Source organism: Pseudoalteromonas sp. APC 3224 (assembly GCF_030407535.1).
Classification (GTDB): domain Bacteria; phylum Pseudomonadota; class Gammaproteobacteria; order Enterobacterales; family Alteromonadaceae; genus Pseudoalteromonas.
Genome location: NZ_JASDDF010000001.1, coordinates 38,012 through 63,514, shown reverse-complemented (window position 1 = coordinate 63,514; position 25,503 = coordinate 38,012). Strand labels below are relative to the sequence as shown.

Below are 25,503 nucleotides of genomic sequence, written 5' to 3'. Positions count from 1 at the left end.
TATTGTTGTCGTTATACCTAAGGGAAGTTGATTTACTGTATTTGCTGCCAAGCCATAGTCCAGCTCTCGCCAACGCCAGGCTCAAACATAGTGTTATGCTCATCTACACGGCAAAATTCGCTAAATGGCCATGCCTTACACTGGTATATATGCCCAGTTTTTGGCTGTAATACTTTGGTGCCCGCACTATACATATCGCCATTTTGAGGATAAATTGCGTCGTATCCAAGGCTATTTACAGCAATTAATTTTTTATTTTTTTCAGCGCGATTAAAATGGACCACCGCGCTACAAATACCACTGCTTTCAAGTGCAAAAATTTTGTTATGTCGATACGCAACAACCAATCCTTGCTCTGTCATTCTGCCAGCGCACACCAGTGGAATATGCATATTAATATGCTCAACTACCAGTAAACTCCAAGCATGGGGTTCCCCCTGTTCAGGGGAAAGTATTTCATAATCAAACGCTAGCTGAGTTAATTCGCCATGCTCATCGTAAAAGCTCACACTAACCGTATCACCAACAAATAGCTGGCTATACTGATCCAGTCCAAGACAACCAATAGTTAACCATTCTCCACACGCTAATGATGAATGTATAAACACTGCAACACCTTAAAGAATCAAACGTCGCCCATATCATATGGCTTACAACAGGCAAACTAGCTCGTAGGCTAATATGCGTTAACCAATATCGAATGACTTTAATTCGCAATGTTGCAACAATCAAACAAAAGAATGTAATCAAAGTTTAAAAGCAGTACTTAAGTTTAAATTTGCAAGAATAAAAAAAGCCAACCGATTTAACGGTTGGCTTTTTTATTCAACTGCATGATATGTGTGATATTAACTCACACTCACCTTTTTACTTGCAAACGGGCGTTTAATTAGCGCCCCAATATCAGTTAAAATAATATACAAACACGGCACCAAAATAAGGGTGATTAGTGTTGCAAACATAACAGCAAAACCAAGTGCTACCGCCATCGGTATTACAAATTTAGCTTGTAAACTAGTTTCAAACATAATCGGTAATACGCCAGCAAAGGTAGTAATTGAGGTAAGTAGTATGGGTCTAAAGCGTGCACAGCCTGCTTCAATAACCGAATCTTTTATACTGATACCAGCTCGACGCGCCTGATTAATGAAATCAGTCATTACTAATGAGTCATTAATAACTACCCCAGCCGCGGCAATTAAACCAAAGCCCGACATTAAGCTAATGTCTAAGCCAAACCAAAAATGCCCCCATATTGCGCCCGTTAAACTAAATGGAATAACCGACATTACAATTAATGGCTGAGAGTAACTTTTTAGCGGCACGGCAAGTAATATGTAAACTAAAATCATACCGCCAGCAAAAAATAGTAACTGCTCATTAGCTTGAGCTTGTTGTTCTTCAATTGCGCCACCGAGTTCTGACTTAACGCTTGGGTATTCATCTAGTAATTGTGGCAGTAGGTTTTCTTTTACTTGCTTAACCACTTCTCCAGGTTCAATCACTTCCTCATCAATATTGCCATATACATAAACAGTACGATAGCCGCCTTCACGACGAATATAACTAATACCTGGGGTTTCAGTTAACTCAACCACATCTCCTAGCAGCACTTCCCTACCTTGTGGCGTAGTGATAACCGCATGCTTAAGTGATGAAAACGCTTCGCGAGTAAGTTTAGGGTAACGTACCATCACCCGTACTTCTTCACCCCGGCGAATTACACGTTGTGCTTCGCCACCATAAAAACTCGCACCGACTTGATTAGCTATTGAGGCCAAATCTAAACCCAAGTCAAAGGCGACTGGCTTTAAACTCATTTGCACTTCTTTGCTAGCAGGGTCAATGGTAGAGCTTATGTCGAATAAGCCTTCTTGTTGCTGCAGTAATCCAATAAAGCGACGCCCAGCTTCATTCAATGTATCAATGTCAGAGCCATACAGTAAATAGCCGAACTCACCGCCACTACCGCCGCCTCCACCGCCAACATCATCTTGAATAGTTAACGATTTAACACCTGCAATATTTGGCATAGCTTCACGCCAGCGGCGCGAAAGCTCAAAAGCATTATAAGGGCGTAAATCTTCATCAACCAATGGCGCTAGTAGTTGCGCCTCTGTACGACCTTGATTAAATACCAATACATCGCGAATCATTTTTTGCCCTTCTTCGCGCGCTGTTTGCTTATCTATTTCAAGCACCATTGCTTCGATTTGGCGAATAGCATTAATAGTTTGGATGTCTGATACGTTATCGTTCATCTCAAGGTTAATTTGCGGGAAGTCATGCGGCACTTTAGGTGATGGGATCATTCTCACCTGATTAGACGATATTAACGCAAAGGTGAAAATTAATAGCGCAACAAAACTAAATAGCACCGTCCAACGCCACTTTATACAAGTAACAATAAACTGCCTATACGGCCCATTTACAAAACCAAAAAAGCGCTTATTAAAGCGCGCTCGCCAACCGTCAGGGTTAATAGGAGAAAAGTGAGTATGCGCAATGTGTGCCGGTAATATCAGCTTAGATTCAATCAAGCTAAATATTAGGCATAATATTACCACCACTGAAATACCTATAAAAAAGGAACTTTCAGGCCCGCTTGAAAGCGTAAATGGTGCAAATACCGCAATGGTTGTTAGTACACCAAAGGTGGCAGGGGTTGCCACTCGTTTAGCGCCATTAACTACATTAACAACACCGCCGCCTTTTTTTTCTATTTCTGTGTAAGCACTTTCACCTATGACTATGGCATCGTCTACCACAATCCCCAGCACCATAATAAAGGCAAATAAAGACACAATATTAATCGTGATACCAAATAATGGCATCAGCATCATCGCACCTAAAAAGCACACTGGTAAACCAATCATTACCCACAGTGCAAGCTTAAAACGTAAAAATAACGAAAGCATAAGGGCAACTAAAATTGCACCTTGCAGTAAATTAGCTTTCATCATGTCTAAGCGCGCATTTAGGTAATAAGTAAAGTCCATTAATGGCTCTATACGTACACCCAATGGCAGTTCTTTATTTTTTTGATCAATATACGCTTTAACCGAATCAGCCACCGGAATAATATTTTGATCTTCTGTGGCTTTTACCGATAAATAAACCGCATTTTCGCCATTAAATTTAAAGTAACGTTCACCTTCAACAAACTGATCTTTGATAATAGCGATATCTTGTAGCAACACTTTGGCACCGTTCGCGCCAATTTTTACCGGAATTTGCCTAAACTCTTCACCAGAATAAAACTGATTTTCTACTCGAACCGAAATAACGCCAGCATCAGTTTTTAGTTGTCCGGCTGAAAAATTAGCCGAATAGCGACGTACCGCATTTGCTACATCCGATAAAGTTAAATTATATTGGCGAAGTGTGTCTGGCTCTATTTCTATAGCAATTTCATCCAATGGCACATCGTTTACCACTAAAGATACATTCGATAACTGCAGTAGTTCGTCTTCAACCTGGTTCGCTATTGGCTTAAGCTCATTTAACGGTAAGTCGGCAACTAATGTCATACCAATTACATCTTGGCGAAACTCTATTTGGCTAATGGTGACTGGTTCCATTCCCGCAGGAAAAGTCGCAATACCATCAACTCGCAGTTTTACTTTATCGAGAACGTCGGTAAGTTCTGCGTCGGTGTTAATTTCAAGGGTGGCAGAACCGCCATTACGAAATGCGCGATACACCCCTTTTTTAATTTCGGTAATATCTTTTAACGACTCTTCAACTTTTATTAAGATGCTTTCTTCAATTTCCTGTGGCGACGCCCCAGGGTAGTTTGCATTCACCGTAATATAGTTAACTTCTATATTCGGAAACATTTGTCGCTGAATAGTAAAATAGCTTATAAGCCCCATGACAATGATAAAAAACATCATCAAATTGGCAGCAACAGAGTTGTTAGCAAAATAAGCAATTAACCCTGTTTGTTTACTGGTATTGGGTTGCTCTGTGTTATTCATAACTCACCCTACCTTAAAGCTTTTCAGCAGATGCATTGTCTGCTGCATCCGTACTTTTAGTCTCTGTCAAACTAGCTACCTTTACTGCCATCCCTTTTTGTGGATATTCTGGTAAGGTAGTAACAAGCTTGTCGTTGGCTTCTAAGCCATCACTGATATAGAAGTATTCACCTTCTTCACGAATTACTTTCACCTTGCGTGGCTCTAATTGCTGCTCATCATTAACTATCCATACAGTTTGGTTATTTACTAACTCTTGCGGTAAACGATAAATATTATTGAGCATAGTACCGGCAAAGTTTACTTGTACATAGGTGCCAAATTTAATTGCAGGTTGCTGGTTAGTAAGCCCATAAGGGTCTTCAATTCGAATCACTAGACTACTCATACGGGTCGCGTTATCTACAATCCCTAAGTCGCGATCTATCGCTGCTTGGCGAGTAAACCCATTTAATCCTGTTTTAATAACAGTTGCCTTTACCCCTTTAACGCGTTCAGGTAAAAACACACTATCAAAGCCTGCAATAGGAATAATCACCTCGGCCGTTTCAATATTATTCAGCTCGGCAACTTGAGCGCCCATAGTGACAAACTGACCAACACCTACATTACGACTCACCACTAGTGCATCATATGGTGCGCTCACTTCGCAATTATCTAAATCGCGTTGTGCCCTTTTTAATGCAGCTTGCGCCGATTTAACAGCGGCCTGCGCACTCAACACTTGTGGTTTACGTAAAAATAAATCTGTACGCGCTTTATTTGGGAAACGTTTTGCTTCATCTTCTGCAACTTTAGCTTGCGCTTGCTCTTCAATTAACATCGCTTGCGCGCGGGCAAGTTCAGCCTCGGCTTGCAAAACTGCGGCTTCGTAGTTATCTTTTTCAATTGTAAATAGGGTTTCACCGCGACCCACAATCCCACCTGCTACAAAGCTCGGATGCCAGCTAACTACCTCACCGGATACTTGAGCTGAAAGCTGGGTATTTTCAAGCGGCTGCACTTCACCATAACTATTAATAATAACTTGATGATTATTTGCGGAAACGGCTTCAACCTGGACCGTTGGACGGGTGTCTATGACTTCTTTTTTATCTGACTCTTTTGCAATCGCATTAATTGCAGCAAAACCGGCCACACCTAATGCCAATGCTACGAACGGAAAAATCCACCTAAGTACATTACCTTGCATCTTTTTTTACTCCCAAATTACTATTAGCACCATGATACCAAAGCTTAATGAAACATTAACGTGACATTTGTAAGCAACTGTTACAAAAAAGTATAGGCAAGGTCTTGCTCGATAAAGTATAAACCCTTAGAAAGCCTCGTGGATTCGCTCTATAAATGTATTGTTACAAATTTTTACCATTATAAATCATAAAGCTAAATACTTTGAGTTAGTATTTAGCAAAGATGCTGTGCGAAACCGCATGACACACCGTACAGTAAAATCATATTAACAACTACAAAAGACAAACTATGAAATTAACCGCACTTACCTTGGCGCTTAGTATAGCGCTTGGCAGTAGCTATACTGTCGCTGCCGAAAAAAAAGAAGAAAAAGAGCCACAAACATTAAGTGAAATGATTGAAGGCCAAACCGAATTTGTTGGCATTTTTAATCTTTACCAAGATAAAAAAACCGGCGACCACCTAATGGTAATTAACGAGTCACAACTCGATACTCCTTTTGTTTATTTTGCACACACCATTGACGGCGCGACTGATGCGGGCCACTTTCGTGGCGCGTACCGTGAAACAAAGTTAATCGAATTTAGAAAATACTTTGATCGTATCGATATTATTAGCAAAACCCCGCGCTACTTATTTAACGAAAATAGTGCGCTAGCTAAAGCCAGCGAGGCAAACATTAGCGAAGCAGTACTTGCAAGTATAAAAATAGAAAAGCAAGAAGAGGGTAAAATAGCCTTTAATGTTAACAAGCTATTTTTAAGTGAAGCCCTGCATAAAGTATCGCCAACACCTAATCCGAACGATAAAAATGCTAAAAAGCGTTTTAAAGTAGGTAAATTAGATGATAAAAAATCACGTATCATCAAACAGCGCCCATACCCTAACAACCTAGATCTGGTGGTTGATTATGTTTTTACTAATAGTAGCCCAACCGTTCGAGGCTCAGGTGCGATAAGCGATCCACGAAGCGTGTCAGTAAAAGTACAGCATTCATTTGTGGCTTTACCTAAAAATAGTTATCAACCTCGCCTTGATGATGCGCGCATTGGTTATTTCACCAATCAGTTTGATAAAATGACATCAACTGACTGGGCACCATACCAAGATGTAATAAAGCGCTGGGACCTACAAAAGAAAGATCCAAACGCAGCACTTTCAGAGCCAGTAAAGCCGATTACCTGGTGGATAGAAAATACTACGCCTGTTGAGTGGCGAGATACAGTTCGTGACGCCGTACTTGCTTGGAATAGCTCATTTGAAAAGGCAGGCTTTAAAAATGCAATAGAAGTAAAAGTACAACCTGATGATGCCGATTGGGATGCCGGCGATATTAACTATAATGTACTGCGTTGGACTTCATCGCCTAAGCCACCTTTTGGTGGATATGGACCAGCATTAGCTAACCCGCTAACCGGTGAAATTTTAGGCTCAGACATTATGCTTGAGTTTGTATTTATGAAAAACCGCTGGATATACGATACGCTTTATACTCAAGGCACTATGAGCCATACACAACCAGGAAGCAACACTGAGCTTAATTGTTCTTTAGGTCATGAATTACAACAAAACCTAATACTTGCAAAAGGCTTAGCAAATGGCGCTGATATTGAAGATACTGAAATGTTACGCCAAGGTTTAACTCAGTTGGTTTTACATGAAGTAGGGCATACTCTAGGTCTTAATCACAACATGAAATCTTCTATTTTGTGGGATGAGAAAGAAGTTCACGACAAAAGTAAAACTCAAGGTATAGTGACCGGCTCAGTAATGGACTATGCGCCAGCAAATATAGCGCCAACGGGTGTAACTCAAGGCGATATCTTCCAAACTAAACCCGGTCCATACGATGATTGGGCAATAAACTACGGCTACAGCGCAGCACTTAAAGATGAAGCAGCAGAACAAGCTCGTCTTGATAAAATACTCGCTCGCTCAAGCGAACATGCACTGGCCTTTGGTAACGATGCCGACGATATGCGTGCACCAGGTCGCCACATAGACCCTCGCGTGATGATTGGCGATTTATCGTCTAACCCTGCAGCTTATGGTGCAGATAGAATGGCCCTGATCAATACACTATTTTCAGAACTTAAAGACAAAGCTACAGTAAAAGGCGAGTCTTACCAACAGCTTGTTACTTCTGCTAACAGCCTATTTGGCCAATACCGTGCGCAGGCAGGTGTGGTATCTCGTCAAATTGGAGGGGTTTATGTAGAGCGTGCCGTAGTGGGCGATGAAAATGCAGCAAAGCCTTTTACACCGGTGCCACTTGAGCGTCAAACTCAAGCAATGGCTATTTTAGCTGAGTATGTGTTTGCTCCAAATGTACTGCAAAGTATGCAGCCTTTGTATAACTTTATGCAGCAACAGCGTCGTGGGTTTAATCATTACGGTAAAAACGAAGACCCTAAACCGCATAAAATGATTTTAGGCATGCAAAAAGGTGTATTAGCGCAATTACTGCATCCTGCTGTGTTACTGCGTATTTCAGATACCGCTTTATATGGTAATGAATACAGCCTTACGCAATTTATGGGGGATTTAACTGCAAGTATTTTTGTTGATAGTAAAAATGCTAATTCGATCAGTCATAATTTACAGATTGAATACGTAAATCAGCTTATTGCAATTGCAGGCTTAGAAAAAGCAAGTAAATACGATAACTTAGCGAAAACAGCCGCGCTATATCAGCTAACTCAAATAGCCAATCAAGATGTTGCATGGGGCGCTGATACCGCAACCAAAGCACATAAAAAGTATATCGACCGCTTAATTAGCAAAGCGCTAGAAGCGTAAATAACACTGCGCAAATCAAGGCCACGTTTTACGTGGCTTTTTTACACTAATTCAAAGGTAAATAGTACCTTTTAGGTATCTTACCGCATGACCCGTTAATGTCACTTTTGTACTGCCCACTTCACAATGTAACTTCCCACCCCGTTGTGAAGCCTGATAAGCATTTAAAGAATGTTTGCCAAATTGTTCTGCCCAATAAGGGGCAAGCCCGGTATGAATTGAACCGGTCACAAAGTCTTCATCACCCCCACTGGCAGGCCAAAAATAACGAGAAATAAAGTCATACTCAACACTCGGTGCTGTTGCAACCACATCTAATGGGGCTAATTTTTTTAGTTGTTCATTGGTTGTTTTCAGATCTACAACCTGCTGCTCATTATCATAAATAGCAAAATAAGCTTGGCGGTTTTTCAGCACTTTAATAGGTTGTATAGACAGGCCAGCTAATAAAGCATCAGGGATAAGCCGAACCTCTTCAGGGGCTTGTTTAGGAAAGGTCATAGCAAAGCTGCCATCGTTATTTTTATTAACAATCAGTTTGCCCACCGCCTCTGCGCTAAAGCGCACCTGCGATATACTATGTTGCTCACAAAGCACATAGGCCGCAGCCAAAGTAGCATGGCCGCAAAAATCAATTTCCATTAACGGCGAAAACCAACGTATCGCAAAGCTTCCATCTGCCGACTGACAAGTAAAAGCGGTTTCAGACACGTTGTTTTCCGAAGCTATATTCAGCATAAGATCATCACTAAGCCAAGACTCTAGTGGGATCACGGCAGCATAATTACCTTTAAACAGTTCACTGCTGAACGCATCGATTTGATGGATAGTTAATTTCATAGTGGGCACTTTTTATTTATTGGTCACTCAAAGTGCCACAAATGAAATTAACGGTCACTATAATTTTATGCCAACACAGGACGTACGCGATAATACTGCATACACGCAAATTGCAGCGCATTAGTCAGTAATATCATAACAAACATTAATATATGCGAAGTACTTTGCACTGGCATGGCTAGCTCTGCAAACAAACCACAGATACCTGCTATAAATTGCAAACTAAAATAGCGCGCACTAAGGTTACTAATATTCCCTGTGCGCAGTGTTTTATAGGTTTGTGGCATAACCCGTACTGAACTCATAATTAAGCCCACATAGGTTAAGCCATTTAGCACAGTGGCGGTATCTAGGTTAGGGTTTAACAGCAACAAAAAAGGTAATAACGAAAAGCTAAGCATGCCAAGTAACTGCAGCTTCTGACGTTTAGCGGCATTATAACGTGCAAAAAAGTATAAAATTAAACCACTTAATAAACCTGTCGCAAAAAACGGCAAAGCAATATAAAAGCGAGCAAAGTAAAGATTGTAGCTAATAAAGTACACACTTTGCGCTAAACCAAATGTCATCATTAACAGTGATACACCTGATACACTGCGGTTTTTTATAATTTTATTGAGTAACGGTAAAAAACTAAAAACCAAAATAAATACTGACAAAATAGGCAAATAATACGCCAAAGCAAACCTCGCTCGTTACATTGTTGTTAATGAAAAGGAAGAAATAAAACATTTTTTAAACATTTGTTTTTAAAGGCTTTATTTATGTGCGCGCATTGTAGGACTGGCTAGCTTTTATACAAGCTTCACACCAACTTTCATTTTCCCCAATGGCAACCTGAGTATACAAAAACCGTTACTAAAACTTCACAGTCTCACCCTTTTATAATTGCAACACAAATGATAACTGTTATCATGCGCATATCTATATATTAACATGCAAGCCTAAGTAATGAGAAAAACACTGTTTAAAGTTCATAGTTGGTTGGCGCTAATTGCCATTATTCCGTTAATTGTTATTAGCATTACTGGCAGTGTTTTAGTGTTTAAAAGTGAAATTGATGGCCTACTGATGCCAGATAAACACTTTGTGGTACAGCAACAAGCTGCACGTTTGCCTATGGACTCATTAATAAATAAAGCCGAAGCAGCCTTTCCTGAATATGTAGTAGGAAGCTGGGAGCTTTTTAATAACAGCACCGCTGACCGGCTTTATTTGGTTAAGCGTGGAACTGAAGATTGGTTTAAGTTGCATTTAGACCAATACACAGGAGAGATTTTATCAGAACCAGTAAGTACCACTCATTATTTTACTGACTGGTTTTTAGAGCTTCATTATACTTTTTTACTTAACGACTTAAAAAGCTTACCAGGGCAAACGGGTACCGTATTAGGCTTCTTTTTTGCTCTATTTTTATTAACTTTAGGTATTACTGGCTTAATTATTTACCGCAAATTTTGGCAGCGACTATTTAGCGTACGCTGGCGAGCAACTTTGCAGATAGTACTAAGCGACATTCATAAAATGACTGGAGTATTAGGTTCACCTATCCTTATCGTTTTAGCGATTACCGGTGGCTATTTTAATGGCGCTGTGTGGTATCACGAAGTAATAGAACACGCAGAAGAAGAGCACTACACTATTACAAATAAATTATATAGTGACGACATTTCTTTTGAGCGCATTCTTAATGATAGTAAGCTGCAAATACCCACTTTTAACACTACTTTTTTAGTTTTCCCGCGAGAGCCTGATGAAAATATTACTCTTTATGGCGAAGTAAATACCAGTAATCCACTTACCAGTGAATACGCCAATACCATAACCTACAATAAGCAAACAGGTGAACACATGGCTAACTGGGATATTCGTGAAACCGGAGTTGGTTGGCAAGTAATTGATAGCTTTAGAAAACTACACTTTGGCTATTTTGCTGGGCTTATCAGTAAAATACTTTGGTGTATTGTTGGCCTTAGCCCTGTATGGCTCGCTGGTACAGGCTTTTATTTATGGCTTACACGCCGTAAACGTAAAAAGCAATCACAAAGAAATCGTGTAATGCAGCGAAAAAGCGCTAACGCTTGACAGTATTAATGCTCAGCTAAGTTACTAACTTGAGATAGTAACTTAGCTAAATAAGCTTTTACAATGAATAGTAAAAGCTTAACCACGCGCGCATTTCATCTTCAAAGCTGTCGCCTTCAACACGCGACAGTCCAGCATTAAAGGTTAAATCGTTTACGCCCGCAGGCCCCATTCCGAAGCTAAAATCACCTTGGTATTTTAAGCCATAACTTTGTGCATAAACGCTGTTGTCTAATTGATGTTGCTTATAGTAAAGCCAGGGCATGCCTTCTTTAAAGCTAATGCCACCGCCATAACCTTGATAGCGCTCTGCAGTTGCACTGTAAAAAGGCAATTCAGCAGCAAGCACAAACTCGCTACTTTGTTGCTGATTAATCAGGTTAGAGCTAAACCCTCCTAAAGCTAAATTACTATCGTCTCGATGTTTTTGTTCAAAGCTCACAAACATGGGAATATTAAATGCTTTACCAAATACTTTTGTTGCCAAGTCATAACCTTGCCAATGACTATTATGATTCCGCCCATCATAAATACTGGCATAAATACTCTGCCCTATGGCAAATGCTTGGCGGTCATGTTGCCATTGCTGAGCAATACTCAACCGTGTCCAATTTTTATGGCTATTTTTATAATCTGTATAGTTATAAGCAAGCTCTGGGGTTAACTGAAGCTGGCCAAATTTCAATGGATGGCTTATTGCAACAAAACCACCTCGGGCGTCAATATCAGCGTTTAAGCTAGATTGATATTGATGTGATGTACCCAAATTATAATCAAATAGCGCAAGCTTAAACTTTGTATTTAACGCATTGTATTTTGCTTGTACAAAGCCTCCATGTAATGCACCGTCATGCAAATCAATGTTATAACCCGCTTGTAAATCAAGTTGCTTTAATAAGTCGCTACTTTTTATACCTACGCTTAGCAAACTGGTTGACGCTGAATAATACTGTGATCCCAAGGCAAACGTCGCTTGCTGATCAAGTACTGCGTAATCGCTTTGCTCTGCTGTCTCATCGGTATATATTTTTGCCGGTGGCAGAGTATGCTTATTTACCATCAACAATGGAGCTTCACTGTTTACAGCGAGATCCGTCACGGCTGTGTGGTTTTTTGTTGTTAGCGTTTTTACATCAGGGCCATCGGCATTAATAGAGAAATAAAGTAGTGAGCCATCTTCAGCCTCAATCGGGTATGCGAGCGCTTCTTGCCCGTTAGTTAAGCGGGTGAGGGTGTTATTTTTTATATTATAATTATAAATATCAGTCTTATTATTTAAGCCAGCAACAAAATAGATAGATTCCCCATTTTGACTAAAGCTCGGCTGGCTTAAATATTGATACCCGTTAGGCATTGGGATTGACCGTCTGGCATCACCGTTTAAATCTTGTATATACAATTGCCAATTTTCGTTTAATGATGCTGATAAGTAAGCTAATTTTGTTTCATCGGGGTTCAGAGTCGGGTAATCATACGTTGTTTTTAAGCTCTTGGTAAAAAATGGCGTGATTGCTTGCGTATTAAGATCGACTTTTACTAATTCAGAATACCCAGCTCTCATTTGCTCACCGTAAAGTGTTTCACCATCACGGGTAACACTAAAACGACGAATACCAGCCAATTCAGTGAGTTGTTTAATGTTACCAGTGTCTATGTTGTAGCTAAAAATGTCAGACACTTTGTTATAAGTTCCCGATTCTTCACTACTGTAGGCATTAAAATAAAGTGTGTTGTTGCCTACCCACTGAGGATTAGCAATACCTGCACGATTTATTTGATTTAATATTTGTTTTTGTTCGCGCTTAAATACACTCGGCGCAGTATCAGGAATATCCTTAGCATCATCCTCAAGTAATTGCTTTTGTGCTTTAATAAATTGCTGTTGCGCTTTAGTGTTGTCTTCAGTGCTATAAATTATGAGCTTGGTATTACTTTTTTTATCACGCTCCACTATGGCAATTTTGCTGCCATCATCTGAAAGAACGGGGTTGCTAGCGTATAAATCAAGCTTTAACCAAAGCTTGCTATTAAGTGGTGACTCGGTTTGCTCTTGTTGCATTGCTTTATAAGTGTACTCAGCAATGAATCGACGATATAGCTTGGCAGCGCTTTGCCCGAATACACCAGAAAATGCATCATCAAAATCTCGAGACTTAACCGCTCGCATACGAACCCATACATTATCAACCAGCTGCTCTGAGTAATTTTGCTCTAGCCAGTATAAAAACCGACTTCCCATTAAATACGCCATGGAGCCCGCCATAAAGCCTTCATCACTATTTAGTTGCCCATAGGTCGGAAGCGCTCCTTGCTGAGCAAACTCCCTGAGTATTGCCTCAGAATAGTTATCAAAGAGCCGCCCTCGCCCTGTCATTTTAGACTCAATTAAGGTGGCGTATCCTTCAGCTACCCAGCGCGGTGTGTCACCATAGGTTAAATCGTAAAGATCCCATACCCCTCTAATTTTTTGTTGCCACTCGCTGCGAGTCGGCTGCGCTAAATGAACTAAGTGAATGTACTCGTGCAGCACTAGTAATTGCTGCCAGCCCGATGAGTTTGAGATTACTGTGTCCGATTGTGGTGGCGTAGTAAAAAGCGCCATAACAGGATTATTAGAGGTTGGTAAGGCAAAGCCATTAGCTGCATTTAAAGGATCAAATACCACCACATCGACGATTTTATCAAGGGCACGGTTTTGTTGCTCAAGCACTTTAGTACGGACAATCTCCAGCTCCACAGCAGTCGATTTAGCAAAATCAGTATGCTCACTGCTAAAGTGAACATTAAAATGCTCAGTATGAATGGTTTGCCAATTGGCTGCGAAGCTTGGTGCAGCCAGTAATAAGGCTGATGCAATGAGTGACTTTTTCACAATAATCCCTTAAATAGTGCTTTTAATAATGCTTAGGGTATTATTAAAAGGGAAAAACGGGCAGTAAAAAAGTGTAATAAAGCATGTGCAAATGTGTATTTACACCTGCTTTATTATTTAACCTGAACTTTAGTTATTTTCAACAAGGGAAGTTACATCCAACTACGAGGATCTGACTCAGCCTGCATCAGTGTAAAATCTATAATGAAGTCAGCATCTTGCTGTTTTAAATATGGGACATACGCACCGCCTGCAGCAAGTTGTATATACAGGCTTTTTAAGCCAGAACGACGCATAAAAAAGGTGCTCACACTGCGAGCGCTTTGTGCTTTGTACAGCTCAAATACTCGGTAATGCACGCCAATCATACCTTTGCGCACCACCATATAAAAACGCCCATCTTGTTGATGAAGGTAATACCCATAACGTTTATATGATAAAAACACTAACGCGGCTAATACCAAAAATAATGCTAGTGAAATTAATATATTAAGTTGCATAAAGCTAACTAAAAACCCAGAAGCTACGCCCGGTAGCAAGGCATAAAACAGCATATTTTTATATAACAACGCCCTTTCTACTGCTTTAAATGCCAGCTTTTTACTGTCAAACCACGGATAAATCCACTGACACACATTATCAACTTGCTCCTGCGTGAGCACAGGTAACACTAAGGTTTGTTTATTCTTTTTCGCCATACTTGCAGCGCCACCACTGCTGGCTTGCAAACACTCAACAGTAAAACGTTTCAATAGCCTAGCAATTAGGTTTTGCTTAATAACAATCGATTGTACTTTATCTAAACTAATTGATAGTTGATGGCGTTCTAACAGCCCTGCAATACGTTTAAATTTTTTATTTTTAAAATAAAGCTGATAATTATAGAACCGAATGAGCGACATAGTCACCGATAAAAACACCGCTATAAATACCAATACAAAAATCAAAGTAATTACTGCAAATACCGCTGCATTAGCCATCATACCCAGCTCTTGCTGATAAAAACCCTCTATTTTTGTTATAAACTGCTGCTCTAAAAAATCGATTGCCACATTCATAAAAGGGGCAATAGCGGCAAGCGCTAAAATGGCCATGTTCGACATTAAACCAAACTTAGCTATTTCTTTATTTGAAATGAATAAACTATTTTCGTCCTGCTCTTCAATATGAGACTGCGCTGTGTCAGCTACTTCTGCTGATGGTTGCTGCTGTGCTTTGTAGTCAAATACTTGCTTGCGCATTTGCTGGGCATAACCGCTGGTTACTCCCGGCAATACCGCTTCTTGGGCAACACTGCCGGCAGCATCAAAAATGCAATTAACTAAACCTACTGGAGTAAAATAAAAGGGCTCAGCTATGTTTACATTTTGCACTCGAGAAAACTTTAAGGTGAGTCGCTCTTTTTTAAATACGCCTTTATTTAGTAAAATTTCATGCTCGTCAGTAATACAAAAACGAAAACTACGGTAATACAAAAAACAATAAGCAAGCAATGAAGTCAAAGCAATCGCGAGCGCAACTTGCCCCCAAAATAGTTTATTTTCTACCTGGGTAACAAATACCACTAACACAGGCAGTAAATTAAATAAGCCGTCTTTGACAAAGCGAACACTAAAATGCATCACAAAATAAGCCAATGCCCAGGGCGAGACTTTTTGCCAATTAAGTGAAGGTGGCGTCATTTGCGTAGCATCAACACTCACTGGCAGTAGCCTCGCTTGCGGTTTCATCGTGGCGATAGCTTTGTACAAATTGACGGATATTTTTGCACTTTTCGTGGGTCAGACCGCTAATTTGTAAATCAGCACTCATCCCCCCTGCGCTGTAAAGCCTTAAACTGGCTAAACCCAGTTTTCGCTCTATTGGCCCACGATGTATTTCAATATGCTGCACTCGTGCTAACGGTAAAATAGTTACCTGCTGCCAAATAATACCCTTTTTAAATGCTATATCGTGGGTACGCAATGCACTGCCTTGTAATTTAATACTGAACACGCTGTATAGCATACAAAGTAAAATTAATAGCGGAACAGCAACCAATAAGTAACCTTGCGCCATGGCAGCAAAATCTGTATTAAAATAACAAACAACCGCTAGCACTAAGCAAAAAGGAATGAAAAATAACAACCAATTCAATTGTGCATGCAATAACGCTTTATCGGCAAGCGGCTCAAACACTATGCTTTTATGTTGCGGTAGATCGGTTATTTGTTGATTAGTAAACACACTTTGCTCCATTGGACTTAGCCAAGCCACTTTATTGTTGTCACTAAGGTATGACTTTGTTTTGGCTCAAGCGTAACCGCATCTTCAAGCACATTCGCAGCTTCTAGGCATAACATGCTTTTATAATCATCATCGGCAAAATTTGATAGCCGCTTTGATTTTTCAATCCATGGATTCCATAGTACGCACGACTGCGAGTTTTCTCTGCTAACACTGATCATCCCTTGAGGAGTATCAATTGTTTGAACTGCTGCGGCTTGGGTATAAACCATATCGGTTTCACGGGAAAAGTCGACCACATCATGTTGCTGATGAGGCCCTTGACCAAACTCTATATATTTTGCCCCTTGCAGGCCTGTCACACGGGTATTCTTAATATCTTGTGTTGGAAAGTAAGTATGCAGCGCTTGTGTATAGCTAAATGGTACATTGCCTAAATTAGAGGTGGTTAAACGCACCTCTAATTGCTCAGATAAAATAAACTCAACCCGTAAAGAAGATTGATGCGGCCAAAAGGTAGAGTCTACCTGCCTCATGGGTAATTTTAGGCTAACCGTAACTTCGTCCTCGGTTTCATGCACTTCATCAGCTTGCCATACGAGTGTGCGAGCAAAGCCATGAGCTGGGAAGTCTGTATTTTCATGTTGACCAAACCAAGGCCAGCAAATAGGAATGCCGCCGCGAATACTTTTCCCTTCGCTAAAGGTTTCATCCCCAGACACCCACAATAATGGCAATTTACCTTTGGGTGTAAACTCAGTTATTTGCCCACCTTGTAAAAATATTTTCGCCTCACATTGGCGACTATTAATACTAATAAATTCTAAACCGCTATGTGTACGCTCAATACATACTGAGGGTGATAATTGCATTTTATTTCCTTTAACACTGAGACTAATTTTTAATACTTAACCTGAGTTCAGGTTACTTGTACACAAACAATAATGCATGCTTAAAGCATAAGCTACATAGAATAGTTATTTAAATTGAGTTAGTTACTATATTCTTATGCAAAATCAACGGTAAAATTACGACTAAAGCTTTACAATTCTGCCTTTCAACCTAGGGAAGGTTCACAAATAGAATGTTATAAGCATTTAATAAAATAAAGATAATAAATGCTATTTTAATTACTGATCAAATTAATAAAAGTCAATAAAAACTAATAATAGCTGGCATAAATAACATATATCATTTGAATTCAATTTATTTGATGTGTAACATTTCATGATTACGGCAAATCATTCGCCTTCCATGAGACAAACAAATGCAAAAATATGACGAGTTACTAGTTTCTTTACGCAAGGTGATCCGTGCGATTGACTTACATTCAAAGCAACTTAATAAAACAGCGGGTTTAACAGGGCCACAACTGCTTATCATGCAGGAAGTGTCTCAAACAGATGGTATTACCGCCAGCCGTATTGCGCAAAACGTCAACTTAAGCCCAGCAACGGTTACTAATATTCTTGACCGAATAGAGAGCAAAAACTTAGTAACACGTGTACGCAGTCAAATGGATAAGCGCCGAGTCAGCTTATACCTTACCGAACAAGGTAAGGAACTACTCGAAAAAGCACCTCAGCCATTACAAGAGCATTTTATCGAAAAATTTTCAGCACTTGCTGAATGGGAACAGAGTTTACTCCTTTCATCAATGCAACGTATTGCCGCAATGATGGATGCTGATAAGCTAGACGCTTCACCGCTTTTAGAAGTCGGCGCACTGTTTCAAACTCCTAAAGAATAAAACGCAGTATAAGAATAATAAAACCCCTTTTATCGCCTTAAATGACTTAGTTGATAACATGTAACTAAGCCATTTAAGCTTCATTTTATCCTGTAATTAACTTACCTTTTACCGTTTAATTTATTAAATAGAGCTGGCGTGAACATAAAAAACGTTTTTATTTATTATAAAAATATCGGCTTTAAATTGCTGGGGTTACTGTGTGTATTACTCGGCATTATTGGTGTTGCCCTACCCGTTATGCCAACCACGCCGTTTTTAATTTTAGCCTTAGCCTGTTTTGCTCGCTCATCTAGCGCGCTTGAATCTTGGCTATTAAAACACCCTCGCTTTGGGACAACATTACAACATTGGCGCGCTCATCAAGTAGTTCCTGTAAAGGCAAAATATGCTGCGGGTCTAGGTATGCTAATAGGCTTTATATTTTTATTATACAGCAGCCCTCCAGCTTGGGTTATTGCCCTAGTTGCTGTGGTTGAAGTGCTGGTTTTAACTTACTTAATTTCTAAGCCCTCAACTCCACCTAAAAACTAGGGTCTGTATAAGCAAAATAAAGTGTAAAGTTTGGTAAATAAATTTGTAACAGCTAATGCAAATCATTATCATCCGTACAAATTAATTAAATTTGCACCTTTTATGCCCTTTGTTAATAAACGCGCTTTATATAGTACGAGTCGTGCTTTACATATCTATATTTCTACCGCTTTGTTTTTTCTACTTATTTTATTTTGTGTAAGCGGCATAGTGCTAAACCACGTTGACTGGTTAAAAAACGATAAAAACAACGGCCAAATTACCGCTGCAATTCCAGCTAAACTACTTACAAAAGCACAAACACAATTAAACACCCTACCTGCTATTTACCCCCAAATAGAAGCTTACCTAGCCAAGCAATATGGGCTGAATAAAGTAAAAAGCATTGAATGGGAAAAGCAAGATTCACTGGTCATGCTCGACTATCCATTACCAGCAGGCTACGCCTACGCAGAATTTGATTTTATTAGTGGCGAATTGTTACTCGATTATCAAACTGGGGGGTTTTTAAGTGTAATTGGCGACCTACATAAAGGTCGTTACAGCGGTGAAGTATGGAGCTGGGTTATTGATATATCAGCAGTGCTGATGATCCTATTTGCCATCACCGGCATGATTATTTTATTTCAAAATAGAAAAAAACGCTTAGCAGGAATATGGATAACCGCATTAGGTGTAGCAACACCTATCGTTATTTACCTGTGTTGGGTGCCACAAATAAAAGGAGTGTCTTAATGTTTAAAGTTAAACCATGGCTAAGCATCACGCTGTTAGTCGCCGCGCTATTTCAAATTAATGCTCATGCACAATCGTCAAGGTTAGAAGTTGAATTAACCCTCGCCGATTTAAACGTGCAACCTTACCACCGACCTTATGTTGCTGTATGGCTGGAAACGCCAGAGCGTAAACACGTCACAACATTAGCGCTTTGGGTACAAAAAGCGGAATGGTTTAAAGACCTACGCCAATGGTGGCGCAAAGCCGGTAAAAGTAATGCTCAGTTTGATGGTGTCAGCGGCGCAACCAAGCGTGCCGGCACATATACAATTAGTTGGGATGGCAACGATCTAAACGGTAACCCTGTAACGCCCGGTAAATACCTACTTAATATTGAAGTTGTGCGCGAAGAAGGTGGCCGTGATTACAGCCGTATTGAGCTTGATTTAACTCAATCAGAGAAAATAACTATTGAAGGTAAAAACGAATTTACAACCAGCTTTATCACTGTAAGCGCTAGGTAGCCCCTACTTATCATTCAAATTTAAAGGAAAAATAATGAACGTTAATTTATCAAAAATTGCATTAATAGGCGCACTGAGTTTATCGGCGCTAGTCTCAACAGCGGCAAGCGCACATGCCCGTTGGTTACTACCTTCGCACACTTCGCTTTCTGGCGATAAAGCGCATTACGTTATGATTGACGCAAGTATTTCTAACGAAATGTTTGCACCTGATAAAGCCTTTAAGCCAAAAGAAAAAGGCGCAGAGTACGACGACACATTATTAATAGCACTTGCACCAAACGGCGAGAAAGTATCTGAAACCATTCGTGCTTATTACTTAAAGCGCAAGAGCTCAGCAGCAGTAAGCCTCAAAGAAGAAGGCACTTACCACATTGCTATGACGCAAAAGCCAATGTACATGACCTTCTATAAGGACGAAGAGGGTAAACGCAAACGTGTATTTGGTAAAAAAACAGATGCTAAATTACCTAGCAGCGCTCAAGGCGTGCGCACCACTAAAGTTATTTCAACAGTAGATACCTTTGTAAGCCGCAACGGTACATCTAAGCCAGCCCTGTTAGGTTTAGGCTTAGAGCTAAGTGGCCCTACACACCCAAATGACTTATTTGTTGGTGAGCAAGCACGTTTTCAATTACTACAAGACGGAAAACCAGCAGGCGAAGGCATTGAAGTTAATATTTTAAGAGGCGATACTCGCTACCGTAACGAACGTGGCGAAGTAAAAGTAACCACCGATAAAAACGGCTTTTTTACAACAACATGGAACGCACCTGGTGTTTATTTAATAGAAACCGCAACCGAAGTTGATGTGAAGGAAAAAGGCGTAGATTCGGGTCGTTATGCTTTATTTACAACGCTTGAAGTAGCCCCTGAGTAATTATTTAGGGACTTATTTAAACGTATTTTTAAGCCAAGTTTTTAACTTGGCTTTTTTCTGCCTATCACTTTTTTTGCAATCTCTCTTTTACTTTTATTGATTTCGTCACCATTCGCTACAAGATTGCAACAGTAACGATCTAATCGTCTATAACGTACGTAAACAGTGGCCTTACTTATTAAAAACGTGAATAACATAGATGGTTTTTATCTTTGCACGTAGTTGAGCGCTTCTATATGATTCGCTCCTTTTTCAAACTCACCAAAACAACGACGTTCTTAAGGAACATTCATGACTTTTAAGCGTTTATCAGCCAATAAATTAGCACTTAGCTTGGCCGTAGCCTCTGCACTTAGCAGCTCTTTCGTTACAGCTAATGCAGCAGAACAAGATACCCAAGCACAAGAGAACATCGAAGTAATCTCAGTAACTGGTACTCGCCGTAGTTTGCGAAGTATTGCACAAAGCTCAGTGCCAGTAGATATTATTACTAGCAGCGACATGGCAAGCACAGGTCAACTTGAAGTCAGCCAGGTTCTTGCTAACCAAGTACCCAGCTTTAACTTTCCAAGCGCCACTTTAGGTGATGGAACAGATCACGCAAAACCTGCTGTACTGCGCGGCTTAGCGCCCGATCACACTTTAGTGCTTATAAATGGTAAACGTCGTCACTCTGGTGCGCTTTTAAACTTAGCAGGTGTTGTAGGCAGAGGCTCTACCGCGGTAGATTTAAACATGATCCCTACATCAGCCATTAAGCGCGTAGAAGTACTACGCGATGGTGCCGCAGCGCAATACGGCTCAGATGCCATTGCCGGGGTGATTAATATTGTTTTAAAAGACGCCTCTGAAGGCGGCAGTGTAAGCGTAACCTATGGTGAATACGATACACAAATGGCGGGCGCACCGAACTTAGAAAGCACCTACGCAGATGCAAACGGCGATCTTGCATTTAACCTAGGTGATGACCGTGAAATTAGCGATGGCGCAACACGCACTATTAGCGCTAACTCTGGATTTGCATTATCAGACAGCGGCTTTGTAAATGTATCGATTGAATACCGCGATAACAGCCCAACACAACGCTCTGGTTTTGATCCGCGTGAGCAATACAGCCGCCTTGACGATGGCAGCCTAGACCCGCGCGAATTTACTATTGACCGTTACAACCATCGTTTTGGTAAAGCAGACCTTGAAGATTATGCTTTATTTTACAATATGGGTTACGAGCTAGATAACAGCCTAAACCTGTATTCATTTGGTAGCTACTCAAAACGAGAAGGTAACTCAGGTGGTTTTTACCGCCGTGCACAAGACAGCCGTAACGTATTAGCACTCTACCCAGATGGTTTTTTACCGCAAATTGAAACCGATGTTGAAGACTACTCATTTGCCCTAGGCCTAGAAGGTGGAACAGGTGACTGGACATGGGATGTAAGTACCAACTATGGCCGCAACGACTTTGCATTTGATGTTGTAAATAGCTTAAATACGTCTTTAGGTGCTACCAGCCCCACCGAATTTGATAACGGCGCACTAGTTTATGACCAATTTATAGTCAATGGTGATGCAAGCACAACCCTTGATTTAGGGTTACCTGACGACGTATTTTTTACTCTAGGTGCTGAATACCGCCACGAAAGCTATAAAATAGAACAAGGTGAAGAATCCTCTTACATTACTGCACTTGATAGCAATGGCAATCCAATTGCTGCCGGTGGCGCACAAGTACTTTCGGGTTTTGGTCCAGAAAGCGTAACCGATGAAAGCCGCCATAACGTTGCACTATTTGTTGAGTTTGACACCTACCTAACCGACAACTGGAACATGGTTTTAGCTAGCCGCTACGAAGATTACAGCGACTTTGGTAACACATTTACTTCAAAATTAGCCACGCGTTACAGTATTACCGACAACCTATCATTACGTGGTGCTGCCAGTACTGGGTTTCGTGCGCCGTCACTTGCACAAAGCTCGTACCGTCAAATATCGACTATTCTTGAAAATAACCAGCCTTTTGAAGTTGGCTTATTTCCAAGCTCAGCCCCTGCAGCGCAAGCATTAGGTGCAAAACAGCTTGATGCCGAAGACTCGGTTAATGTTACCGCTGGATTTGTTTATACCCAAGGTAACTTTAGTTTAACGGTTGATGCGTACCGCATTGATATTGATGACCGTATTGTGCTCTCTGAAAACTTAAGCGGTGCCGCAGTACAACAAATTTTAACGGATGCTGGTGAGTTAAATACCGAAAGCGTACGCTACTTTACCAACGCAATCGACTCACGCACGCAAGGCGTAGACATTGTTGCAACTTACCTACTACAGTTAGATAACTTTGGCGACGTGCGATTAAACGCGGCAGCTAACTTTAACGACACCGAAGTAACACACGTTGACGATAATCCTGAACAATTAAACTCATTAGGTGACGACTATGTTGTATTTGCACGCCGTGAAGTAGGTCGTTTTGAAGAAGGTACTCCAGACAACAAACTGAATCTGTCGGCAGTGTGGAACTTTAACGAATGGCAAACAACTTTGCGTGCAACACGTTATGGTGAAGTTGCCGATATTTCTACTACCGCCGATCGCGATGAATACCTAGACGCTAAATGGATAACCGATTTAGAAGTTGCGTATCGCCCTAACGATGAGTGGAAATTTGCACTCGGTGCCAACAACTTATTTGACCAATACCCGCAAGCCACGGTCGATAATATTGGTTACTCTACCTTTAGCCAAATATTTCCATACACACCGTATGCACCATACAGTTTAGATGGTCGCTTTTTATACGGTAACATTACTTACAGCTTTTAATTTGTATAATTAAAACCAGTCGTTAAAACAAAAAAGGATGCGCTATGCATCCTTTTTATTAATAGTTAGTAATTTTAACCACTAATTAGTCTTTTAATTTTTAGCAAAAAACTAAATTTATTATAAAAAAAATACTTAAATTTAGGCCCCATTATTGCTCTAGTCTTGTTATATTAACAAATAACGTCACATTAAAAGGACTAACCATGAGCTCATCAACTGTATCTACCATTGCTAAACCACTTTCGCTAATTAGCGGTATTTTATTATTAAGTGGCTGCGTGTTTCATATTTCGCCAAGCGTTGCATCGGTAAAACAAACACAACAACTTACATTACCTAGCAATAACCTTGAATACCTAGACGTATTAAGCGGCGCAGGTTCACTTAAAATAATGGGCTCATCAACAGCAACCAGTATTAATGTTGACGCCACTATTTACACAGCCGATATTGACGACGAATACGAACTCACACTCGATCAAAGTGGCACTAAAGCAAAGCTTGTTGCCCAAAATACAAGTAATAATGGTATTAGCTTTTACAGCGGCCAATCGCCAAGCATTAATTTAGTGGTCACCGTCCCTAACAATCTTGAGCTAGATATTGATGATGGCTCAGGCGACATAACTATTAACGCCATGAAAAATAATATTGATGTAAAAGATGGCTCTGGCAGCTTATCAATCAATGGCGCTAAAAACCTAAACATAGACGACGGCTCGGGCGATATTTCTCTTCAAAGCATCACTGGCAATCTAGATCTTAACGATGGTTCGGGCAGCATTACTATTAATAACGTTAATGGCAATGCAAATATTGATGATGGCTCAGGCGATATGAATGTAAGCAATGTACGTGGTACATTAACTGTTGAAGACGGGTCGGGAAGCATAGCAATACAACATATTAATGGCGCTGTCGACGTTGAAGATAACTCGGGCGACTTAACCATTGAACATGTTGATGCAAGCGTTACCATTGAAGATGGCTCTGGCGATATTCGCGTTAATCATGCTAAAGGGCTAACAATTACAGAAGCAGGCTCTGGCGATGTTAGCATCGATAATATCTCTGGTTCAGTAAAGCTAGACTAATATACTGAGCCCTTAATAAAATGCACTTAACCTTGGCTTAAGTGCATTTCTTTTTGAAAGCCATTTTATAGCCCGCTAATAACCAACTAGTTCTGCATAACCTTTACCTTTAAAACCGCCTTGAGTTTTAATTCGCCCCTCCCAGTAGGGAATGCTCAATTGATTTCGTGAATCGGGGTTACGTGCTTCAATTATAATTGGCTCAAACCCTTTAACCTTGAGGTGCCACTTAACTGGGTAGGTTTTACTACAGGGCGTTGTTTGGGCTGTAAGCTCAGATGTTTTTAATACCTGTAAGGTCACGTCGTCATTTGCAATGGCGCGCACAATTCCACTTTGCGTAATGTGCGATGCACTGCAGTAGTCATAACTTTGTTGACCATTACGAATACAAAATGCCATTAAGCCCCCCTGTTTTTTATCATCAGCCTGAATGCTAAACCAGTCCCAACCATTTTGGGTAGGATCGATTAGCGCCGAAGACCACTCTCTGTCTAACCAAGCATCTCCAGTTACTTTAAAAGTTTTACCCGCAAATGTGATGTCGCCTTGTGCGTGTAAAAACGGATAGCTGTAATAGTAAGAGGCATGCCCCTGGTGAGTCTTTTGGCTATAACCTTGCTCGCCATGTTTTACAAGTGGGCTATTAGCCAGCACCAGGTTAGCACTGTAATTTTCCTGCTGCGCCTTTAAACTGAGCGGTAAAAATGTTGCATCCTTACTTGCTAACTGCCAATCATCTAGGCGAGCTTCAAATGGCTGCGCTGTTATATTTACTTGCCCCAATCGGCCATATTTTTCGAACGCTTGATGCTGTGAATCGGTTTGTATTGCAAAGTGAGCAAAGTAAAGCTGCCCATTCCACCAAGGTGATGGTTCTGTTTGTGTGCTTTGCTCATCAACCGAGAGCCTAAATAAAGTCCATTGCACACCAAAGGTGTCGCCATTATCTGCCTTTAAATTAGCAGTCACGTACCACCATTCAATTCCTTGTTGATGATGCGCCCCATGATCACGTGGAAAGCTCAATCCTTGATTTTTGTTTACAGGTTCACCAAATTGTTGTGCAAACCCGCTATGCATTGGTTTATCTTGATTTACTTGCTCTGCTTCGGGCTGGCACGCGCTTAATGCGCCAATAAAAATAAAGGTAACAGCTGCTTTTAGTCTATTCATGTAAGT

The 25,503-nt window shown here is 40.5% G+C and carries 19 protein-coding genes; 9 read left to right on the top strand and 10 right to left on the bottom strand.

The genetic code is table 11. The features are described from left to right. Positions 1-32: 32 nt before the first annotated feature. The 3 genes from QL989_RS00230 to QL989_RS00220 all read right to left on the bottom strand — a co-directional run bounded on the left by QL989_RS00230 (position 33) and on the right by QL989_RS00220 (position 5,172). Positions 33-608, bottom strand: coding sequence for a chitin-binding protein (locus QL989_RS00230; protein WP_290167301.1), 576 nt, complete (start codon positions 606-608; stop codon positions 33-35). Positions 609-848: 240 nt separating this feature from the next. After that, complete coding sequence (locus QL989_RS00225; RefSeq protein WP_138608653.1) at positions 849-3,980, bottom strand: efflux RND transporter permease subunit; 3,132 nt, start codon at positions 3,978-3,980, stop codon at positions 849-851. A 13-nt stretch (positions 3,981-3,993) separates the two neighbouring features. Then, on the bottom strand, positions 3,994-5,172 hold the full coding sequence (locus QL989_RS00220; RefSeq protein WP_290167298.1) for an efflux RND transporter periplasmic adaptor subunit: 1,179 nt from the start codon (positions 5,170-5,172) through the stop codon (positions 3,994-3,996). Positions 5,173-5,462: 290 nt separating this feature from the next. On the opposite strand from QL989_RS00220, the gene QL989_RS00215 reads away from it, so the two are divergent. Beyond that, the gene (locus QL989_RS00215; RefSeq protein WP_290167296.1) at positions 5,463-7,973 is read left to right on the top strand and encodes a zinc-dependent metalloprotease; all 2,511 of its coding nucleotides are present in this window, start codon (positions 5,463-5,465) and stop codon (positions 7,971-7,973) included. Positions 7,974-8,024: 51 nt separating this feature from the next. On the opposite strand, the gene QL989_RS00210 is transcribed toward QL989_RS00215, so the two are convergent. Together QL989_RS00210 and QL989_RS00205 are read right to left on the bottom strand one after the other, a co-directional pair. Continuing rightward, positions 8,025-8,813, bottom strand: coding sequence for a PhzF family phenazine biosynthesis protein (locus QL989_RS00210; protein ID WP_290167295.1), 789 nt, complete (start codon positions 8,811-8,813; stop codon positions 8,025-8,027). Positions 8,814-8,878: 65 nt separating this feature from the next. After that, the gene (locus tag QL989_RS00205; protein WP_290167292.1) at positions 8,879-9,493 is read right to left on the bottom strand and encodes a PQ-loop repeat-containing protein; all 615 of its coding nucleotides are present in this window, start codon (positions 9,491-9,493) and stop codon (positions 8,879-8,881) included. A gap of 271 nt (positions 9,494-9,764) precedes the next feature. Here QL989_RS00205 and QL989_RS00200 point away from each other — a divergent pair, with 271 nt between their 5' ends. After that, the gene (locus tag QL989_RS00200) at positions 9,765-10,898 is read left to right on the top strand and encodes a PepSY-associated TM helix domain-containing protein (protein WP_290167290.1); all 1,134 of its coding nucleotides are present in this window, start codon (positions 9,765-9,767) and stop codon (positions 10,896-10,898) included. A gap of 58 nt (positions 10,899-10,956) precedes the next feature. Here QL989_RS00200 and QL989_RS00195 read toward each other — a convergent pair whose 3' ends face one another. From QL989_RS00195 to QL989_RS00180, 4 genes are all read right to left on the bottom strand, one after another. After that, on the bottom strand, positions 10,957-13,770 hold the full coding sequence (locus QL989_RS00195; RefSeq protein WP_290167288.1) for a hypothetical protein: 2,814 nt from the start codon (positions 13,768-13,770) through the stop codon (positions 10,957-10,959). Positions 13,771-13,922: 152 nt separating this feature from the next. Continuing rightward, positions 13,923-15,500: a PH domain-containing protein gene (locus tag QL989_RS00190; protein WP_290167286.1), complete on the bottom strand. Its 1,578-nt coding sequence runs from the start codon at positions 15,498-15,500 to the stop codon at positions 13,923-13,925. Continuing rightward, positions 15,463-16,008, bottom strand: coding sequence for a PH domain-containing protein (locus QL989_RS00185; RefSeq protein WP_290167499.1), 546 nt, complete (start codon positions 16,006-16,008; stop codon positions 15,463-15,465). Before QL989_RS00185 ends, QL989_RS00190 begins: the two co-directional genes overlap by 38 nt. Before the next feature lie 5 nt (positions 16,009-16,013). Further along, positions 16,014-16,868, bottom strand: a complete 855-nt coding sequence (locus tag QL989_RS00180; RefSeq protein ID WP_198522156.1) for a D-hexose-6-phosphate mutarotase — start codon at positions 16,866-16,868, stop codon at positions 16,014-16,016. Between the two features lie 395 nt (positions 16,869-17,263). On the opposite strand from QL989_RS00180, the gene QL989_RS00175 reads away from it, so the two are divergent. The 7 genes from QL989_RS00175 (at position 17,264) to QL989_RS00145 (ending at position 24,321) form a co-directional block, all read left to right on the top strand. Then, positions 17,264-17,746: a MarR family transcriptional regulator gene (locus QL989_RS00175; RefSeq protein ID WP_008112832.1), complete on the top strand. Its 483-nt coding sequence runs from the start codon at positions 17,264-17,266 to the stop codon at positions 17,744-17,746. A gap of 138 nt (positions 17,747-17,884) precedes the next feature. Further along, positions 17,885-18,280, top strand: a complete 396-nt coding sequence (locus tag QL989_RS00170; RefSeq protein ID WP_290167282.1) for a YbaN family protein — start codon at positions 17,885-17,887, stop codon at positions 18,278-18,280. A gap of 102 nt (positions 18,281-18,382) precedes the next feature. Continuing rightward, positions 18,383-19,015, top strand: coding sequence for a PepSY-associated TM helix domain-containing protein (locus QL989_RS00165; RefSeq protein ID WP_290167497.1), 633 nt, complete (start codon positions 18,383-18,385; stop codon positions 19,013-19,015). After that, a complete protein-coding gene (locus tag QL989_RS00160; protein ID WP_138608633.1) occupies positions 19,015-19,521 on the top strand; it encodes a DUF2271 domain-containing protein in 507 nt (168 codons plus the stop codon). The genes QL989_RS00165 and QL989_RS00160 overlap by 1 nt, the downstream gene beginning before the upstream one ends. Before the next feature lie 34 nt (positions 19,522-19,555). Then, complete coding sequence (locus QL989_RS00155) at positions 19,556-20,401, top strand: DUF4198 domain-containing protein (protein ID WP_290167280.1); 846 nt, start codon at positions 19,556-19,558, stop codon at positions 20,399-20,401. Between the two features lie 291 nt (positions 20,402-20,692). Then, complete coding sequence (locus QL989_RS00150; RefSeq protein ID WP_290167278.1) at positions 20,693-23,224, top strand: TonB-dependent receptor; 2,532 nt, start codon at positions 20,693-20,695, stop codon at positions 23,222-23,224. Between the two features lie 206 nt (positions 23,225-23,430). Next, on the top strand, positions 23,431-24,321 hold the full coding sequence (locus QL989_RS00145; protein WP_198522154.1) for a hypothetical protein: 891 nt from the start codon (positions 23,431-23,433) through the stop codon (positions 24,319-24,321). 75 nt (positions 24,322-24,396) lie between these two features. On the opposite strand, the gene QL989_RS00140 is transcribed toward QL989_RS00145, so the two are convergent. Continuing rightward, complete coding sequence (locus tag QL989_RS00140) at positions 24,397-25,497, bottom strand: lipocalin-like domain-containing protein (protein ID WP_290167274.1); 1,101 nt, start codon at positions 25,495-25,497, stop codon at positions 24,397-24,399. Between the last annotated feature and the right edge of the window lie 6 nt (positions 25,498-25,503).